This window comes from Symplocastrum torsivum (genome assembly GCF_059505465.1).
The window spans coordinates 15,888-32,857 of record NZ_JCACKQ010000072.1; the positions used below are offsets into that span (position 1 = coordinate 15,888).

General features: G+C 44.9%; 18 protein-coding genes and 1 other RNA gene. 10 read left to right on the forward strand and 9 right to left on the reverse strand.

What is annotated here, in order from left to right:
* Positions 1-30 precede the first annotated feature (30 nt).
* A complete protein-coding gene (locus AC5JL3_RS20865; RefSeq protein WP_496076297.1) occupies positions 31-1,227 on the forward strand; it encodes a class I SAM-dependent methyltransferase in 1,197 nt (398 codons plus the stop codon).
* 12 nt (positions 1,228-1,239) lie between these two features.
* On the opposite strand, the gene AC5JL3_RS20870 is transcribed toward AC5JL3_RS20865, so the two are convergent.
* A complete protein-coding gene (locus AC5JL3_RS20870; protein WP_496076298.1) occupies positions 1,240-1,800 on the reverse strand; it encodes a 2'-5' RNA ligase family protein in 561 nt (186 codons plus the stop codon).
* Between the two features lie 67 nt (positions 1,801-1,867).
* On the opposite strand from AC5JL3_RS20870, the gene AC5JL3_RS20875 reads away from it, so the two are divergent.
* From AC5JL3_RS20875 to AC5JL3_RS20905, 7 genes are all read left to right on the forward strand, one after another.
* On the forward strand, positions 1,868-2,134 hold the full coding sequence (locus AC5JL3_RS20875; protein WP_496076299.1) for a YciI family protein: 267 nt from the start codon (positions 1,868-1,870) through the stop codon (positions 2,132-2,134).
* A gap of 62 nt (positions 2,135-2,196) precedes the next feature.
* Positions 2,197-2,293: signal recognition particle sRNA small type (ffs, locus tag AC5JL3_RS20880), an RNA gene on the forward strand.
* A gap of 170 nt (positions 2,294-2,463) precedes the next feature.
* Positions 2,464-2,835: a hypothetical protein gene (locus tag AC5JL3_RS20885; protein WP_396810232.1), complete on the forward strand. Its 372-nt coding sequence runs from the start codon at positions 2,464-2,466 to the stop codon at positions 2,833-2,835.
* Positions 2,836-2,975: 140 nt separating this feature from the next.
* Complete coding sequence (locus AC5JL3_RS20890; RefSeq protein WP_496076300.1) at positions 2,976-3,353, forward strand: hypothetical protein; 378 nt, start codon at positions 2,976-2,978, stop codon at positions 3,351-3,353.
* 9 nt (positions 3,354-3,362) lie between these two features.
* Entirely contained in the window at positions 3,363-3,797 is a 435-nt protein-coding gene (gene queF / locus AC5JL3_RS20895; RefSeq protein ID WP_496076301.1) for a preQ(1) synthase, read from the forward strand.
* A gap of 354 nt (positions 3,798-4,151) precedes the next feature.
* The gene (locus tag AC5JL3_RS20900; protein WP_496076302.1) at positions 4,152-4,415 is read left to right on the forward strand and encodes a hypothetical protein; all 264 of its coding nucleotides are present in this window, start codon (positions 4,152-4,154) and stop codon (positions 4,413-4,415) included.
* Entirely contained in the window at positions 4,405-4,716 is a 312-nt protein-coding gene (locus AC5JL3_RS20905) for a hypothetical protein (protein WP_496076303.1), read from the forward strand. Before AC5JL3_RS20900 ends, AC5JL3_RS20905 begins: the two co-directional genes overlap by 11 nt.
* Before the next feature lie 32 nt (positions 4,717-4,748).
* On the opposite strand, the gene AC5JL3_RS20910 is transcribed toward AC5JL3_RS20905, so the two are convergent.
* Complete coding sequence (locus AC5JL3_RS20910; protein ID WP_496076304.1) at positions 4,749-6,140, reverse strand: helix-turn-helix domain-containing protein; 1,392 nt, start codon at positions 6,138-6,140, stop codon at positions 4,749-4,751.
* 164 nt (positions 6,141-6,304) lie between these two features.
* On the opposite strand from AC5JL3_RS20910, the gene AC5JL3_RS20915 reads away from it, so the two are divergent.
* Complete coding sequence (locus tag AC5JL3_RS20915) at positions 6,305-6,739, forward strand: hypothetical protein (protein WP_496076305.1); 435 nt, start codon at positions 6,305-6,307, stop codon at positions 6,737-6,739.
* A 264-nt stretch (positions 6,740-7,003) separates the two neighbouring features.
* On the opposite strand, the gene AC5JL3_RS20920 is transcribed toward AC5JL3_RS20915, so the two are convergent.
* Positions 7,004-7,207, reverse strand: a complete 204-nt coding sequence (locus AC5JL3_RS20920) for a DUF5615 family PIN-like protein (protein WP_496076306.1) — start codon at positions 7,205-7,207, stop codon at positions 7,004-7,006.
* On the reverse strand, positions 7,204-7,434 hold the full coding sequence (locus tag AC5JL3_RS20925) for a DUF433 domain-containing protein (protein ID WP_496076307.1): 231 nt from the start codon (positions 7,432-7,434) through the stop codon (positions 7,204-7,206). The genes AC5JL3_RS20920 and AC5JL3_RS20925 overlap by 4 nt, the downstream gene beginning before the upstream one ends.
* A gap of 1 nt (position 7,435) precedes the next feature.
* Here AC5JL3_RS20925 and AC5JL3_RS20930 point away from each other — a divergent pair, with 1 nt between their 5' ends.
* The gene (locus tag AC5JL3_RS20930; RefSeq protein WP_496076308.1) at positions 7,436-7,600 is read left to right on the forward strand and encodes a hypothetical protein; all 165 of its coding nucleotides are present in this window, start codon (positions 7,436-7,438) and stop codon (positions 7,598-7,600) included.
* A gap of 98 nt (positions 7,601-7,698) precedes the next feature.
* Here AC5JL3_RS20930 and AC5JL3_RS20935 read toward each other — a convergent pair whose 3' ends face one another.
* From AC5JL3_RS20935 to AC5JL3_RS20955, 5 genes are all read right to left on the reverse strand, one after another.
* Positions 7,699-9,078, reverse strand: coding sequence for a cytochrome c biogenesis protein (locus tag AC5JL3_RS20935; RefSeq protein ID WP_496076309.1), 1,380 nt, complete (start codon positions 9,076-9,078; stop codon positions 7,699-7,701).
* Between the two features lie 10 nt (positions 9,079-9,088).
* The gene (locus AC5JL3_RS20940; protein WP_496076314.1) at positions 9,089-9,829 is read right to left on the reverse strand and encodes a cytochrome c biogenesis protein CcdA; all 741 of its coding nucleotides are present in this window, start codon (positions 9,827-9,829) and stop codon (positions 9,089-9,091) included.
* Between the two features lie 103 nt (positions 9,830-9,932).
* Positions 9,933-12,935 (reverse strand): right-handed parallel beta-helix repeat-containing protein, encoded by a 3,003-nt coding sequence (locus AC5JL3_RS20945; RefSeq protein ID WP_496076310.1) that lies wholly within the window; start codon positions 12,933-12,935, stop codon positions 9,933-9,935.
* Positions 12,936-13,040: 105 nt separating this feature from the next.
* On the reverse strand, positions 13,041-16,154 hold the full coding sequence (locus tag AC5JL3_RS20950) for a choice-of-anchor D domain-containing protein (protein ID WP_496076311.1): 3,114 nt from the start codon (positions 16,152-16,154) through the stop codon (positions 13,041-13,043).
* 229 nt (positions 16,155-16,383) lie between these two features.
* Positions 16,384-16,548, reverse strand: coding sequence for a hypothetical protein (locus AC5JL3_RS20955; RefSeq protein WP_496076312.1), 165 nt, complete (start codon positions 16,546-16,548; stop codon positions 16,384-16,386).
* Positions 16,549-16,970 lie beyond the last annotated feature (422 nt).

Below are 16,970 nucleotides of genomic sequence, written 5' to 3' on the forward strand. Positions count from 1 at the left end.
CTTCAATCCTACTAAAACCTAAGCCCTGTTATGGAAACCGCTCATGAGACTAGCGCCGCTGTTCAGCGGCTTTATGACACCTACCCTTTTCCCCCAGAGCCGTTACTGGATGAGCCACCACCTGGGTACAACTGGCGCTGGAATTGGTTAGCTGCCTACAACTTTTGCACAGGGCAAAAACCACAAAGGCAAAACATCCGTATTTTAGATGCGGGTTGTGGTACGGGTGTTGGAACAGAGTATTTGGTTCACCTCAATCCTCAAGCCTCTGTTGTGGGAATTGACTTGAGTGCAGGTGCTTTGTCTGTTGCCAAAGAACGCTGCCAGCGCTCAGGAGCAAATCGTGTTGAGTTTCATCACTTGAGTTTGTACGATGCCGAGCAACTTGAGGGTGAGTTTGATCTGATTAACTGCGTTGGTGTCTTGCATCATTTGCCTGACCCGATTCGAGGGATTCAATCTTTGGCAGCTAAGCTAGCTCCTGGCGGCTTAATACATATTTTTGTCTATGCCGAATTAGGGCGCTGGGAAATCCAGTTGATGCAGAAAGCGATCGCACTTCTCCAAGGCAACCAACGCGGTGACTACACTGATGGGGTTCAGGTCGGTCGTCAGATATTTTCTGCTTTACCAGAAAGCAATCGTATTGTCAAGCGCGAAAAAGAGCGTTGGTCATTGGAAAATCAGCGGGATGCCAACTTCGCGGATATGTATGTTCATCCCCAAGAAATTGACTACAACATTGAGACGCTCTTTGAACTAATTGATGCGTCTGGATTGGAGTTTATTGGCTTTTCTAATCCGCGAACCTGGGAACTTGAGCCACTTTTGAGGAAGAAGCCGGAACTGATAAAACGGGCAGAAGGATTAAGCGATCGCGAACGTTATCGCTTAATTGAATTGCTAAATCCAGAAGCTGTTACCCATTACGAGTTTTTCCTCGGACGCTCTCCTCTGGCTAAAGCAAATTGGTCATCTGATGACACGCTCCTATCTGCAATTCCAGAACGCAATCCTTGCATGGATGGATGGCCGAGTAAGTGTCTATTTAATTACGATTACGAGATTATCAAGTTGTCAGAAGAAGAATTTCAATTTTTGCAAGCGTGTGAGGCTAATTCCGGTGAACAGAGAACAGTGGGAGAGATTTTAGATAGTGTCAAATTGGAATTGAAACAAGTGCGATCGCTTCTTAAGCAACAGTTGATTGTACTGAACCCTGGATAGGAAAATCCATTGCTAATTGTTAACTAAGAACGGAAATGACGCACTCACATTCCAGCGTCTACCATCGTGAATTAGCAAGGTTAACTCGGCAGCAGTAAACTCAAACTCTAAGGCACGATGCTGAAACTCAGTCCATGCAGCGCGGAAGTTTTGCTTGGTCAAGTCTCGGAAGGCAACCGTCATGTGGGGAGCAAAAGGGCGGGTTTTAGAAACTGGTTCAATAATTCCCAGGGATGCCTCGAAGTAAGTCATCAACTCGTTTTGTAAGGTCAGTAGTTCTGGCGTTTTGAGAACATTGATATAAATTACACGAGGTGCAAAAGCACCAAAGCCTTGTAGGGTTATCGGTACTGCTGTCCGTGATTGTGCAAAGGTTTTCAAAGATTGTTCTAAGAGCGGTAGCTCATCTAGCTGCCATTCAAAGGGAGGTTGCAGGGTGATATGAGGCGGAGACTTTTGTGCCGCTCGACTATTGTAGGTTTGGGCGAAGTACTCCTTAATCTCATTAGCATAGTCCTGAAATTCTAAAGGTGGCACCAGAGCAATGAAAAAGCGGTGTTTGGATTGAGTCAATGATCTAAAAAAATAGGTGAGTAATCTGGCTTGGTACTATAAATTTAAAACTTAAAATTATTAGAAAATGCCCTGGTTTGCAAAAATTGAAGAAGGCATCGTTGATAAACCTGAGTTCGACCGCTATGTGCCTGCCCACAAAGCTTACGTTCAAGATTTGATTGCTAAAGGACATCGGGCGCGAACGGGTTATTGGGCAGAGCGGGGAGGGGGAATGCTCCTGTTTGAGGCAGAGTCAATGGATGAAGCAAAAGCGATCGTTGCTCAAGACCCTCTGGTGAAAAACAACTGCGTCAAGTACAACCTTCACGAATGGTGCATTGTTGCTGAATAAGCAAAGACAGCCTTTGACCATTAATTGACTCAAGCGTCACTAATGATGTTATGCTAATAAATGATCCGGAACCATGCGATCGCAACGCTTAAACCTTGTCAGGACCGGAAGGTAGCAGCAATACGAGATGCTTGCGATAGGCGTGGACTCCGGGTCATTTAGCTCAAGAAGTTGTACATTTGCTTCTGAAGTCGCTGAATCCTAAGATTTACCAACACTTTCCCTAATTAAGTAATTTTGTCCGCCTGAAGTGAGGTGGGCGATTTCATACATTCACTCGTATCCTAGAAACAGAGGATACTTGTGTAATTGCTGGAGAATTAGTTATAGTGGTGAACCGCTTTGGAGATATTGTTCAAAAAGCATTTTATTTGGGCGTTGGAATAGCCGCCGCAGCAGGTGAGGAAGCTGGCGGAAGAATAGGCAAACTACGAGTTCAAGCTCAAAGGCTAGCCGATGAACTGGTAGCGAAGGGTGAAATGACAACAGAGGAAGCCCGGAAAATGGTTGATGATTTAGTGCAACAAGCACAACAGCAACCTGTCAAGCCCTCGACTAGTAGCTCTCCTGCTGAGCCACGCCGGATTGAGATTCTTTCGGACGATGACGATTCAGCCTCAACTGAGGCTCAGGACGTTGAAGCGATGCGTAAGCAGGTGCAAGCGATGCAAGAAGAGTTGCGTCGGCTAAAGCGAGAATAGAAGCTAAAGAATTGAAACACGAACGTTGAAGCCTGTTAGCATAGCTAACGCGATCGCGTTTAATTCAAGCTAACGCAGTGCTGATTGATGTCTCTAGTGCATTGCTAATTAAGTTGTGATTGTTTATTGATATTCCCACCATGGAAGAGTGGTCTAAAAGTATTTTTGACGCAATGGAATCAGTGGCTGGTATGGTCGATGAGTTCTTCCTCGAAGTCACTGAAATGGTTGAAGAATTTGCCGATGATGTCCAAAACACAGTTGGTCTAGACTTTGATCAGTGTTTGCAGGACATGTTTGAGCCGATTGCTGAGATCTATTTTGACTTGGAAATGCTTGTTAACGAAACCGACCAAGCGTTCACCTATCCTGTAGAACCAACGCTAGAGAAACACCCTGCTTGCATTGGCTGTCGTCATTATCATGGTCAAGTTTATAGTGGTAACTTATTGGTTTGCGGAATGCATCCCTATGGATGGGAAACTGATAATTGTCCCGACTGGCAAGATATGAACTAGCTGCTACTGATGACTTATTCGCCAATTCAACAACAACCTTCACCTGAAGTACAGACACCAGAAATTAAATACGGCGAACGCGAGATTGCTGAAGGTACGTTAATTACTTTCCCTAATCCTCGTGTTGGGCGTCGTTACACAATTAACATTACGTTGCCGGAGTTTACTTGTAAGTGTCCCTTTTCTGGCTATCCCGACTTTGCAACGATTCACATCAGCTATATTCCAAATGAGCGAGTGGTGGAACTAAAGGCGATTAAACTGTATATCAACAGCTATCGCGATCGCTACATCTCCCACGAAGAAAGCATTAATCAAATTCTGGATGACTTTGTTGAGGCTTGTGATCCCTTAGAAGTCACAATTAAAGGAGATTTTGCCCCACGAGGTAATGTTCATACAGTTATAGAAGTGCAGCACCAAAAAGAAGGCGTTTCACTCTAGTTAAGCGATTAAGGAACTTACAACATAAGTTCTGATTGTTATTCAATCATCCCCAGCCACATCATCATCCCTCTCGTTAGCGTCATCATCAGCATCATTGTCTATATTGATAGGCGAAGAAGAATGCGATCGCAAAGCTTCTTGATTAGTCGATGGCGGGGCAATTGGTTGTGGTTGTGCTTGTGATGATGGTGAAGACTCAGCCGATGAGGGAGTCGATTGAATGGCTGGTGCAATTAGCGAAAGCAGAGGTTTAGAGGAAGGAGAGTCTCAATAGGTGCGTAACGCTAAGAACGCTGCACTAGCAAAAGTGATCACGCTTAAACTAGAGATCGCCACTTGCCTCCAACGATCATGACTATTGCCCGGAATAAAGACGCTATTAGTGAATCGGCAGCATTGGCTGAATCAGAGGGTATTAGCATTCCACCAACTGATTTATGGAGTGATGAACCTCCTTTGGAAAGTGACCTCCATCGAGATCAAATAGAGCTTTTACTGGCTTGCCTTAAATGGTGGTGGCGAGAGCGTACCGACTTCTACGCTTCGTACACCGGAATATTTTTGGTTTCACCCAGAAACATTGGAGTTCCAAGGATTTGGACTCATGGGAGGTAAGTATCAACCCCTAGAACCGAATGCTCAGGGGTGGTTATGGAGTCAGCTGTTAGAGTTGTTCTTGGGAGTTTACGAGTCACAGCTACGGTTTTTTACTCCAGAGAATCAGTTGGTGTCAGCACCAGAAGAGAGAGCTGAAACTGCACGAAAGCAGGCTGAAGCGGCACAGGAACAGGCTGAAACTGCACGAAAGCAGGCTGAAGCAGAACGACAACAAAAGGAACTGGCGCAACAGCGAGTGGAGGAGTTGCTGGCTAGACTTAAGGAAATGGGTGTTGAGCCGGATGTGCAAGAGCAGTAGCTGTTGCGGGAAATAGAGCCGAGACTTCAAGTTCAAGTTGGTAACAAGGGGAGAGAACTGAGATAATATTTGAAAATTGGATTAATTTTTAGTAAAGCAGATTGATGATTTTCCCTATGGTTAGCCGCAACAAAGTTTGACGTATCTTCTAATAAACAACGTCTTTTTAAGGATTGTATGGCTTTTAATAACTCTGTGGGAGGATGAGATATTTCCTGTAAAATCTGGCTCAAAGTAACTGCATCTTCTTGTTTGGCTAAATAATTCATTACCTGTTTTTCAGACTCAGATAATCTTATCCACAAACGACTGAGTTGAGATGTGATCGCATTACTTAATATCAAGGAAGGATAAGCTAAAAATTCCGTGACTTTGCCAGCGAATAATTCTTGAATCATCGTTGCTGTCATTTCTAACCATAAAGGATGACTCTGATACTTTTCAATTAAGGTGTCCCACATCTGTTCGTCTGACAGTTCTTTATCTCTTAATATTTGTTTAGCAGACTCTCCCAAACCTACCAGTTTTAAAGAATAGATGAATTTATGACGAGTAACAATCGCATCTTCTAGTTGTTCGTTAGTAATCAACAATAAACTACTTGCATGAGGCAATTCTGCAATTTGTTTAAATAAAAGGTAATATTCCTCAAATTCTGCTTGATATTGACCAGCAAATTGCCCTTGCTGAAACAACATCTGTAAATCATCAATAATAATTAAACAGCGATGTTTGCGTAAAAACTTAAGCAATACATTGACTTTGCGATCAAGAGTACCAGGAATAATGGGGGAGATAAAGCTTTGCAGTAAGTCTGTTAAAAAATCATCTATAGTTGGACAATACCGAAGACTACGATAAACAATATACTCAAATTGCGTTTGGATTTGTTCAATTAGTTTAATGGCTAGCGTAGTTTTGCCAACTCCGATAATGCCAACTAAAGTAATGATGCGAGGGCAATCTTGAACTAACCAGGTTTTCAAAGTATTTAATTCATCAGTTCGTCCGTAAAATCCTGTAATTTCAGGGGCAGTATCTATGTCTAAGTAGGTATTGTTTTCAGTCGGTTTGGATAGGGGAGAAGATTTAGGCGATCGCTTTTGTGTTGAACAAATACTTACTTTATTACCACTAACAAAATCTCCAATTGAACCACTGTTAGAGATAATAATTTTTTCTAAAATATTCCGTGCATTTAATTTATTAACATCTTCCCCTAAAACATGGGATAAAGCTTGCCATAATTCCGAGGCAGTATCTCGAACATGACCTTCGCTTAAATTATTTTCCGAGGCAATTTTGGCGTATTTCTGACCTTGTAATGTACCTTTAAGAATTGTTTCTTGCAGATGGTCTAGATGTTCGCCTGTATGAGTGAAGAGCAGTTCATCAGCGAGTTTCAAGACTTCTGCAATGTCCATAAATCGGTCAGACGGGTACAGTAATCATTACATTATCCGATATTTCCGGCGTTTTTCCGACAAATTAGGGATTTTTGGGGGAAAAGTTCCGATCTCGCTCCGACTGACAGAGCGATCAGGCTTGGGCTATCAATGATCTATGTTGTTACAGATTTATAAAGATTATGGGAGCAGCAGCAGATAAGCTAGTAGCCAGACTTAGTGGAGCTTCGGATAGTGGTGTAGACGATAACCGTAATCGTTGGAACAGTGGAATTAGGAAGGAGTGGAGTGTACGTATTGAGAACGTTAACGCCAACATTGAATTCGATCAAGATGTTGAAGGCATGAGAATCGAAAGATTTACAGTTACAGGAAAATGGACATCTCATGTTAGAAAAGATTACTATGAGCTAGGTGCCCTGATTGATAAGCAGTGGGGAGATAACAAAAACCCCTATGGCAATATTGAAATCAAAGCAAAAGCCGTGGATGGTGGCATCACTAGCGAGGTCAAGGTTGATGTTGATAACTATGACGACTCAGCTAACAGGTATGCAAGAGAGAAAGCAGAGGGGCTGATTCGTACAATTGTTACAACTACGGTTGCTGGTAGATAATCAAGCACGCTCAAGTAGTACGTAGGATGTGTCAGACAATCAAATTATTGATTAGATAATTAACTTAAAAATCTGACGCACCCTACCCACTCACCAGATATTAGTGAGATGAGAATGAAAGATGCGATAAGTGCTGACACTCATGCTGCGCGATCGCTCTTTACTTTTTTTATAGGCGATCAATAAGGGGATAGGGATGCGATTAGGCAAGCTGTAGATTGCGCGCTCCTTCTTTCCCCTCCAACACTAGACTGATTCAACTTCCTATGGAAGTGGTTTTCTAAACCGATGTCCATAATCTCTGTCTCGCGTAACAAGGATGCGATTTTCTGACTGCGCTACTTTAAGTATTTCTTCATCACTTGCTTGCGCTAGACCAATCTGAGATACAAGAATTACATCGTGTTCTGCATCAATCAAAAACTTTGCCGTAACAGCGTACACATCTTGGTCAATCAGAAATCTCATGAGTTCGCTGATGCCAAATGAACATCTTCAGCCGCCACCAGTGCAATGGCATACTGTAGACAAGCTCGAATATCCTCCACTTGCAGGTCAGGGTAGTAGTCTCGGATAATTTCTTCAAAGGAAAGCCCTTCATTGAGCAACTCAAGAACGCTCTGTACAGTAATGCGCGTACCCGCTATGCAAGGCTTACCGAAATGGATTTGAGAGTTGACTGAGAGCCTGTCCATATTGACCGCAGAGCTATATCTCTCTTCTATTTTAAATGCTCGTAGTTGGCGAATGCTTACGGCAGGCTATGCCAGCGCACTTCTTCACCTGTTCATCTGGTCACCAGGCATTATTGAGATAAGGAGTGTGGATGTGATCGCGCTTTCCTATTCTCCAGCCAACTGAAAAGTTTCTGTATACAGGCGATCTGTGAATCCAAAACCCCTTTGCTTTGCTCTCAAATCATCTAAAATTTGCTATACCAAAGTAATAAAACCTTGTCTCTAGCTAACTAAAGAGGCTGATTCCACAGAGGGAACTGTCTCGGAAGGACTTGCTAACTGATCTAAAACCTCAATAACCTCTCGCTCAAAGGCAACCTGCGCCCGATTCGTTCTGCCACCGACGTAAAAATGCCCATCTTTTTGGAGCGCCCAAATCTGAGAGTGAGAGACATAGCTCATAATAACACCCAGCATTAGCAAGCCAAAGCCTGTGTAAACCAAGGGAATACCTGGATCAGCTTTGATTTGTAAGCCAGTGCTGCCAATAACATCAACTATTTTTAGAGTGACACCATTGACTTGTGTTCCCATCCCCGGACGAACTGTTGAAACCAATTTACCGCTAGCATCATAGACCAATAGCGTTCCCTGTAAATCTCGCGCCAGTAGCGAAATCCCTTGACTCAAATCCGGTTTAGTCGGAATCCAAGTTCCCCAAATACGCCCTTTACCATTGGTATCTAGCTGCGCCATTGGTATCTGAAAAATCGGGCTTTTGTTGAGCCTAACTTGTACAGCAGCAATTCCCCAGTCTGTTTGGTAAAGTGTCACGCCTCGGTAGCGTAACGGCTTATTGACATAAATAGTTTGCCGATCAACCTCTTGTTCCTGTTGATCCAAAACAGATAAGTCGGAGTAAAACTGGTCAATTCCTCCTTGCGGTGTGTAATCAATCCAGAAGCGATTGACTCGCACTGACCAATCTTTAGGAACTTGGGAGGCAGCAAATGCTCCTGCATCAATAATATTTTTGACTTGAAATGTGCCGCCACTAGGAACCATTTCCTGGGCAATAAATCCTGTCATTGCTCCTAAAATTGCCCCAGCGAGGATAATGAGCATACTCGCATGGACAACAATCGGACCAATGCGCCCAATTATTCCTTTCCGGGCGTAGAGGGTATCTCCTTCTTGAAAAACTTTATAGCGTCGCTTTTCTAATAATTGAGTTAGAGAAGGGAGATTTCCCTTATCGAGTTCTGCACTAAGCGCAAGTTTTTGAAACTGACGAGGTTCGTCGTAAAACTTCCAACGACGGGCAGCTTTTAGTGCCGGAAACTGACGAGTGAAAGTACAGGCGGTTAGACTACTACCAAATAGACTAAGTATGGATAAAAACCACCAAGTCCGATAAACGTGGTCTAGTCCTAGAGTTAAAAGAACTTTCCAGGAAAGGAAGCCAAAAAGTGCGGGATCTTCGGGATAGTTGGATTGATAAAATTCCAGAGACTGACCTTGTTCAATGACAGTACCACTGATGCTAAAAAAAGCGATCGCAAGCAACAATACAATCGCCAGCCGCAAGTCTGACAGCACAGACAGCAACTGCCGCCAGAATAAACGCGCAATATTAGGTAAATCTGAATTTTCTATATTCATTTGAATGTAATTAAAAGAATCCCGCAGGAATCCGAGCTAGTAGGGAAAAAACGCCGAAACCTACTAAAATCGCCCCACTGACGGGTGTAATCCAACTCGACCATCGACGCAATTCCAACAACTTTTTAATCGAAGCTGTAAAGGTACCTGCAATAATTAATGGTGCAACGTAGCCAGCGGTATAAGAAAGCAGCAAAGCCCCTCCTAAAACTAGGTCTTGTGTTGTAGCAACCCAGGCTAGCAATGTTGCCAAAACAGGTGTACTGCAAGGAGAGGCTACCACTCCAAACGTTAGACCAATTAAATAAGAACGTACACCTTCTGGTAATTCTTTAGAAATCCATTCCATACCGCCAAAAGAAGGTAGTTGTAAAGGTAGTGCTTCTAGCAAGTTCAGCCCCATGATAATCGCAATCAGGCTAACAACAATCGGCAAACCAACTCCAACTTGACCGTAAACTTTCCCCAAAGAGGCTGCAAGAATTCCTAAGATGGCTAATGTTGTTGCCAAGCCTAATGAAAACCAGGCTGATTGTGCTGCTGCTTGAAGGCGTCCTTTCGTTTCAGATCCCCCAATATAGCCAATCGTGATCGGCAACATGGAAAGCATACAAGGGGTTAGGCTAGTCAGCAATCCAGCCACAAAGATGATACCGATGCTAATCAAGCTGAGGTGTGTCAGTTGAGTGGAGACAAGGGTATCAGCAAATTGTTCGAGTTCGTATAGTTTGGTAGAGAATGTTTCAAACATGCGATCGCTAGTTGGTGAAATGCTCACTCTGCTTGAATTGTAGCTTACTGAAGGAGTGAGGGTAGGTGATTCGTAGAGCGATCGCATTACGAATCAGTTGGCTCTAAAAGCCGCAAGTTCCAGGTGAGACAGTCGTTCCTGACCAAAAGGTGAAATCACTAGTAGAGATATTGTTAGTGGGTAATGTACCCGCATCAACCTGTATTGGGCCTCCAACGCTATCATCCAAAATTAGGGAGCCAATTGTATTATTGCTAGGTTGCAGACAGGTGGTAGTACCAGGAGCGATCGTCAACACTTCCAAGTCATTAAAGTTACTTCCTGTCAAGGTATTGGCTCGAATCGCAGCGAGAGTTCTTGCCGAGTCCAAGGTAATTAGAGAAAGCCCTGTAAATCCATTATCAGTAATCGTATTTAACTCACTTAAAAACCGAAGTTGAGCAGTGCCGTTTGTGGTTGTGAAAATCCCGTTGTTGGCATTTCTAGTAATTAAGTTGTTAGAAAGATTGGCGTTCAATTGCGCTTGGCCAGAAAGTTGGAGATAGACTCCATCGTCTTGATTTTCAGAGATGGTGTTATTAGTTAGGTTAATGCTTCCAGTAGTTCTATCAGCAAAAGCTAACGCAACACCCCGTAGTTGGTTGTTAGAGATGGTATTACCTATCAGGTTGAACGCTCCAGAGGCATCATTTGAGACTAAAACGTCAAGTCCACCCGCTTCATTTCCTGTAATTGTATTGCCACTAAGGTTAAGTGTTCCAGTGGTAGTGGCTTCGAGATCTAGGTTTATCCCCTTTAACTGATTGCCAGAGATGGTATTGCCTGTCAGGTTAGCTGTGCCAGAGGCATTATCAAAAAGCTTGAAATCAACACCATCAGCAATCCCACCCCTACCGAGATTGTTAGTAATTGTATTGTTGGTGAGGTCGAAGGTACCAGTAGCATCATTACGGAGTTCGACATTGACTCCATCCCCATCAGCCGCCAAAGCACCGTTATCGCTAATAGTATTCCCAGCCACTACTAGATCGACTTGTCCCAGATTGTTGTTGAGGTTAAAGCCTTCCCTTCCAGAATCGCTGATGGTATTGTCAGTAACCGCGACTTGTCCTGAAACATTGCTGAGTGAGATACCCTCAGCCGTGGAATTGGCGATCGCATTTTCTCGAATCACAACATTATTAATGTTCGCTCCAACAATACCAGCTCCAGGAACCGCATTGAGAGAAAATCCAGAAAGCGTTGTATCATTCCCCAACGTCACCGTACCCGTCACATCAGGCAACACTCCAGCACCTGATAGCGGCAATTGTACATTCCCTAATTCCACTGTATCTATCCGCTGCACTGGTCCCGTTGATAGCACCTGCACGCCGTCCGGAATCGTGAAAGCCGGAATTCCAGGATTTGTCCCAGGCTGCACATAGACAATATCATTAGGCTGTGCCACTGCTAGAGCCTCAGCAACAGTTGCTGTTGGAGTTTCAACCGTACCGTTACCTGTACCCAATCCTAAATTAACGTGCCGAAGTTGCCAGGGTTGACCTGTATTTGGGTTCGTTACGAATACCGTATCCTGTGTAGTGAGCAATTCCGACTCAACTTGCTCATCCACCACAATGTTTGCGTTGCGCTGAGGTGATTCCCCTAAACGTGCCAGTACCTGCTCATCTTGGCTAAGTCCTCTAAGACGAGTACCTGGAAAATTCGCCCCCACACTTAGCACCAAATTCGTGCCAAAGGTGGCATCATTCGAGAGTGCTAAGCCTAGCCTTAACGTATCAGTAGGACGAGCTTCTAGACGAGTACGCCAGCCCAAAACCTCATCACTACCTGGAGCATCGTAGTAGTACAACCCAGCATAGCCCCGTAGGTCACCTGTTTGACCAAGCGAGGCAAGTTTCACACCCGCCTCAAGATCAACGCCAGTCATCGCCGCTTCAAAACGGCGATTAAGCTGCTGTTGCTGATTGCGAGTGACAGCCAAGAAATTATCTTGAAAAAAGGGATCTGAGGTGGAAGTCCCTAAATCAGCGATCGTTTCTGCGGCTAGTTGGCGTGTATTGCCCAGTGGCACATATGCATTACCCCGAACTTCCCAGGATTCCCCCAAACTCTCGAACCCTACACCAATTTGATTAAAGGTACTGTTGCCAGTACTACGGTTGTCGAAGGCAATATAACCACCGAGAACACGGTTAGCTTCAGCGTTGTATACACGATGTCCTAAAACAAGATTACCGCCTAGGTTAGAGTCTTCCGTTGATAACGATAGCCGTCCTTCCAAGAAAGTGAGGTTGCTACCGGAGGTTTGCGACAAGGGTACAAAGCCTTCAATACTCCCGAAAGAGTTGGAGTAACCGATACCTGGTCCTGTGGTGAACGTTCCACCGAAGCGGGGCAGCACTCTTAGAGAAGGGTTTTCGGTTGTTTCTAAAGATGGTGGTATGGGTTCTGGAGTAGTCGTCTGAGCAAGCAAGCTGGCTTCACTTTCAACATCCGGTGAAGGGGTAACATCTTCTGCGGTTTTGGAGTTGGGAGTGAAAGTCGTAGTTGGGGAAAGGGCAAATTCTGGTTCTACTCTCTCCGGAGTGGACATTATTTCGGGCTTTGAAGCCAAAACTGTAGCTGGAATCGGTGCAAACTCTGGTTGTGCCGTGTCCGAGGTGGGGCTAGTTTCAGGCTGAGGAGCGGAAACCCTATCTGGGGAAAGGGCAAATTCTGGTTTTACTGTCTCCGGAGTAGACATTATTTCGGGCTTTGGAGCCAAAACTGTAGCTGGAATCGGTGCAAACTCTGGCTGTGCTGTGTCCGAGGTGGGGTTAGTTTCAGGCTGAGGAGCGGAAACTATATCTGGGGAAAGGGCAAATTCTGGTTTTACTGTCTCGGAGGTAAGTGTGGTTTCAGGTTCAGCTACCCAAGTCGAAACAGCCTGAGTCTGGGATGTTTGTTCACTATCAGGCGTATTACTAAGCGTTGCCTCTCCTGTTGTCTTCGGTAGATCAGTTGCTGCCCCCTCAACAGTCTGAGCCACTGCGTTTGAGGTCAAAGCTCCCAACAGCGGACAGGTGATATACAAGCATCGCATCAACTTGTTTGTAGGCATATTTTTTTTAGAGCAAGCAAGTTTTGTCTTTGGCACTCTCCAATGCAGACAAGTGAGGGTTGTTGCGACAACAACTCTCACTTGCCTTCAAGAGGCAATGCGTCCTTACATCAGCACAAAGGTAGTAGCCGCTTGAGTAGTCAATAACGTGGCATCAACGCCATCTAGACGCGCTAATAATTCACCTTGAGCCGTATCCACAACCCAGGTTTGGCTATGTTTTTGACGCAGCGATAATTGCTCAAAGCTCAGACCTTCTGCCAAGCCAATTGAGTCCTCACCCAACTGGAAATCACGGATTAAATCATTGCCGTGTCCTGCCGCAAGGACGAAGGTATCTCGACCCGCGCCTCCTGTCAGGGTGTCATTGCCCAAGCCACCATTAAGCCAGTCATCACCCAAGTTGCCGCAGAGTTGATCGTTACCAGCTTCACCCCAGAGGCTGTCCTGATCTAATCCGCCATTAAGTTGGTCGTGACCTTCACCTCCGTAGAGTAGATCATTACCACGACGACCCCAAATGCGATCGTGTCCTGCACCACCAAAAAGCTGGTCATTCTCTAAATCTCCACTGATGAGGTCTTGACCACCGAACCCATCAATTCGGTCATCTTCAGCCGTGCCAACCAACGTTTCAGAAAGGTCAGTGCCGTTGATTGGGTTGAGGACTAGGGGGCTGTCAACAGTACCACTAATGGTGAAGTCAAAAGGACTTTCGTCGCTGTCGTTGTTGCCAAAAGTTATGGTGCCAGAGTAAGTACCAGCAATGGTTGTGTCGAGAGCTAGCGTAAACGAAGCTGAATCCCCTGCTACTACAGTGCTAGGGAAGTCACCCACAATCCTGAAGCCTTCCGGTAAACCAGGAGTCTCCAAGTTTAGAACGGCGGTTCCTAGATTCTGAATACTGAAGGTTTTGGTGAGAGTACTGCCTACAGAGGTACTACCAATGTCAAGCGCAACTGTACTGCCATCTACAATATCGGTGTTGCCATCGAGAACTTGAATTTCTGGACTTGTGGCGGCACTGACACTACCACCAATAGCAAAGTTGAAGGGATTTTCATCGCTGTCATTGGTGGTAAAAGCGATTTCTCCGGTTGAGGTACCAACAGCAGCAGCATCCAGTTGGATAGTTAATGCCGTTTCGCCTCCAGCAGCAACACTGGTGGGGAGAGTTCCTACCAAGCTAAAGCCTGTAGGCAGTTGTAGCTCACTTAAGTTAAGTGCAGCGGTCCCACTGTTGACGAGGGTGAAAGTTTTGACGAGTGGTGTACCAACCAGTGTGTCACCAAAGTCAAGGGCAGTTGTCGTGCCGTCAACTATTTCGGTGCTGCCGTCGAGAAGTTGGATTTCTGGACTTGTCGCCGTAGCCGTGACGTTACCACTTATGGCGAAGTTGAACGGGTTCTCATCACTGTCGTTTGTGGTGAAGGAGATTTCTCCGGTTGAGGTACCAATGGCAGAGGCATCCAGTTCGATAGTTAATGCCGTTTCACCTCCAGCCGCAACGCTAGTTGGGAGAGTTCCTACAAAGCTGAAGCCTGTAGGCAGTTGTAGCTCACCTAAGTTAAGTGTGGCTGTACCACTGTTAACGAGGGTGAAAGTTTTGACGAGTGGTGTCCCAACCAGCGTATTACCAAAGTCAAGAGCAACGGTAGTACCATCTACAACGTCGGTGCTGCCATCGAGAAGTTGGATTTCTGGAGTAAGAAGAGTACCAGGAGATTCATAAGCACCGATGTCAATGACAGCGCTGCCATTTAAGTCACCATCCTGAGGACGAACTGCCCCAGTTTGATCAGTTCCGGGAGCGCTTACACTTGTTCCAGCATCAATAGCGGGACTACCAGGAAGCAAGGGATGGACGAAAACACCATTAATGTCTTGTAACGCTCCCAGTAAGGGATCAACAATGATGATATTTTCTGTTGCATTGTTGCCACTGCCTGGAGATTGAATATTGTTTCCGCCAGTCAGTTCTCGATTGGTTTGTTGATTCGGATTAGAGCCATCCCCCGCCGTGTTGTTATCAAAAATTGAGTTAGTGACAATAACAGGTCTGGTGTTTCCGGTATAGATTGCCCCGGACTCGCTTCCCGCAGAGTTATTGGCAAAAGTCGTATTAACGATGTTGGTTTCAGAACCCCACTGAGCGTTGTATATTGCTCCGCCACGCTCTGCTGCCTCATTACCAGAAAAGGTAGTGTTAATGATGTTGAAAGGCGATTCTTCCCAGTACCATAAACCACCCCCTTCTTCTGCCGACGTGTTGTTGGCAATGGTGGAATTTTCGATAGTTACGAGCTTGCCAGTAACTCGGAGACCACCGCCTTTGGCATTGCCTTGTGCGTCCGGAGTAACCTCATTGTTGATAAATGTGCTACCTTCAATGGTCACAAAGTCTTGGTCATAACCCCAGATTGCAACTCCTCCACCTAATCCAACGGCGGTATTGTCCTCAAAGATAGAGTTACGAATGATTGTCTCGCCGCCGACGCTGTCTCTCGGTAAGTCGCCATTGTAGTATCGCTCTTGATTAGGGACACTTGCACCGTCGTTGTTGACTGCTCCCCCCCAACTTCTGCTTTCGTTATTGCGGAAGATTGAGTCTTCTATCGTTAGTGGGGTAAATACGGTGGTAATTGCTCCACCAGCAAATCCTTCATTATTGGTGAACTCACTACCTTTGACAGTAAGTTGACTCTTTCCAAAGGCACTAATTGCTCCACCAGCACTATCAACGTCTTGCGTAGCCCGATTACCATCAAACTTGCTGTTAATCACCGTTACGTTAGCGCCATCCTTTGCCCAAATTGCAGGTCCTTGTCCGGCAATGTTGTTGTAGAACTCGCTATTTTCTACCGTGATTGTGGCGTTTGGATCTGCTGCCCAAATTCCTGCCCCCGCGTACTCGTGGAATGCGTCAGTAATGGTGAGATTCCGTAGTGTAAACTCTCTACCATCCCCTGCTAGTCGAAAGATTATTTGTTCCTGATTTCCACTAATAGTCAAACCAGGAGCATCTGCGCCATCAATGGTTATGTCTTTTTCAATGTCGTACCGACGTTCGAGGGTAATGGTTTGGTTAGCAAGGCTAGGGTCAAATTGAATTGTATCTCCTGGCTGAGCAATCTCAATTGCTGCTCTGAGAGACCCTGGAACCGAAGGCACTCCGTATCCATTATCAGCAGTGCTCCTAACTGTGATTACGTTTGGCATTCTTCAATCTCCTGGCAATTTGAAAGTTTGCGAATTGAGTTGAGTTAACGTCAGCGCAGGACGCTTACCCTGAGTAAGCTGGGTTGAAAGCTAAGAATTGCTCACAACTACACCTCAGAGCGTCATGTGTTCTAAATGTGGTCACGAAGGTGTTGAGCCATTAGAGTTATATAAGTGGCAAGCTCTCTTCCACTTAGAGTTAAACTCGCGGCATTTATGCTATGAGGCACTAAACGGTTACCAAGATAATTGCATCACTCGTTAAGGTAACAATTGGTCTAGCATGGCTGAAGGCAAAGCCAATGGTGTATTTGAGTTGGGTAGGGGCGATCGCTTCTTTTCGGGAACCTGTGCCACTGTCAGCATTACTTGTAACAGTGATGAGGTTAGGCATAATTCAATCTCCAAAAGATTTGGCAGGTCGCCAACTTTCACGAACATCTGTGAAAGACTACTCTGAGACTTTCACTTATCTTTTCTAGATTGATTGCGTTCAACCGGACACTTTTGCCAATGACTTAGACTTTTTTAAATTAATTCATCCCTAAGCAAGCTGTTAAAATTAGCTGAGTCGATCACCTTCAGCCCATAGGTATAAATTTCGTCGATAGTCTTCATCATTTATGAGCAAGATTATTTACCAAATCATAACTATTCGCAATAACTGCTTTTCACGCTCACTCTATTAAAAGACAAGCTTGATAGTTTTACTTTTATTGAACTCAACACCTATTTTTCTGAATCAAAAACCAAATAATAAAGGCTCTTCAGTACTTAGTATGCTAAATCAACAACTAAGATGCCAATTAAGCAAGC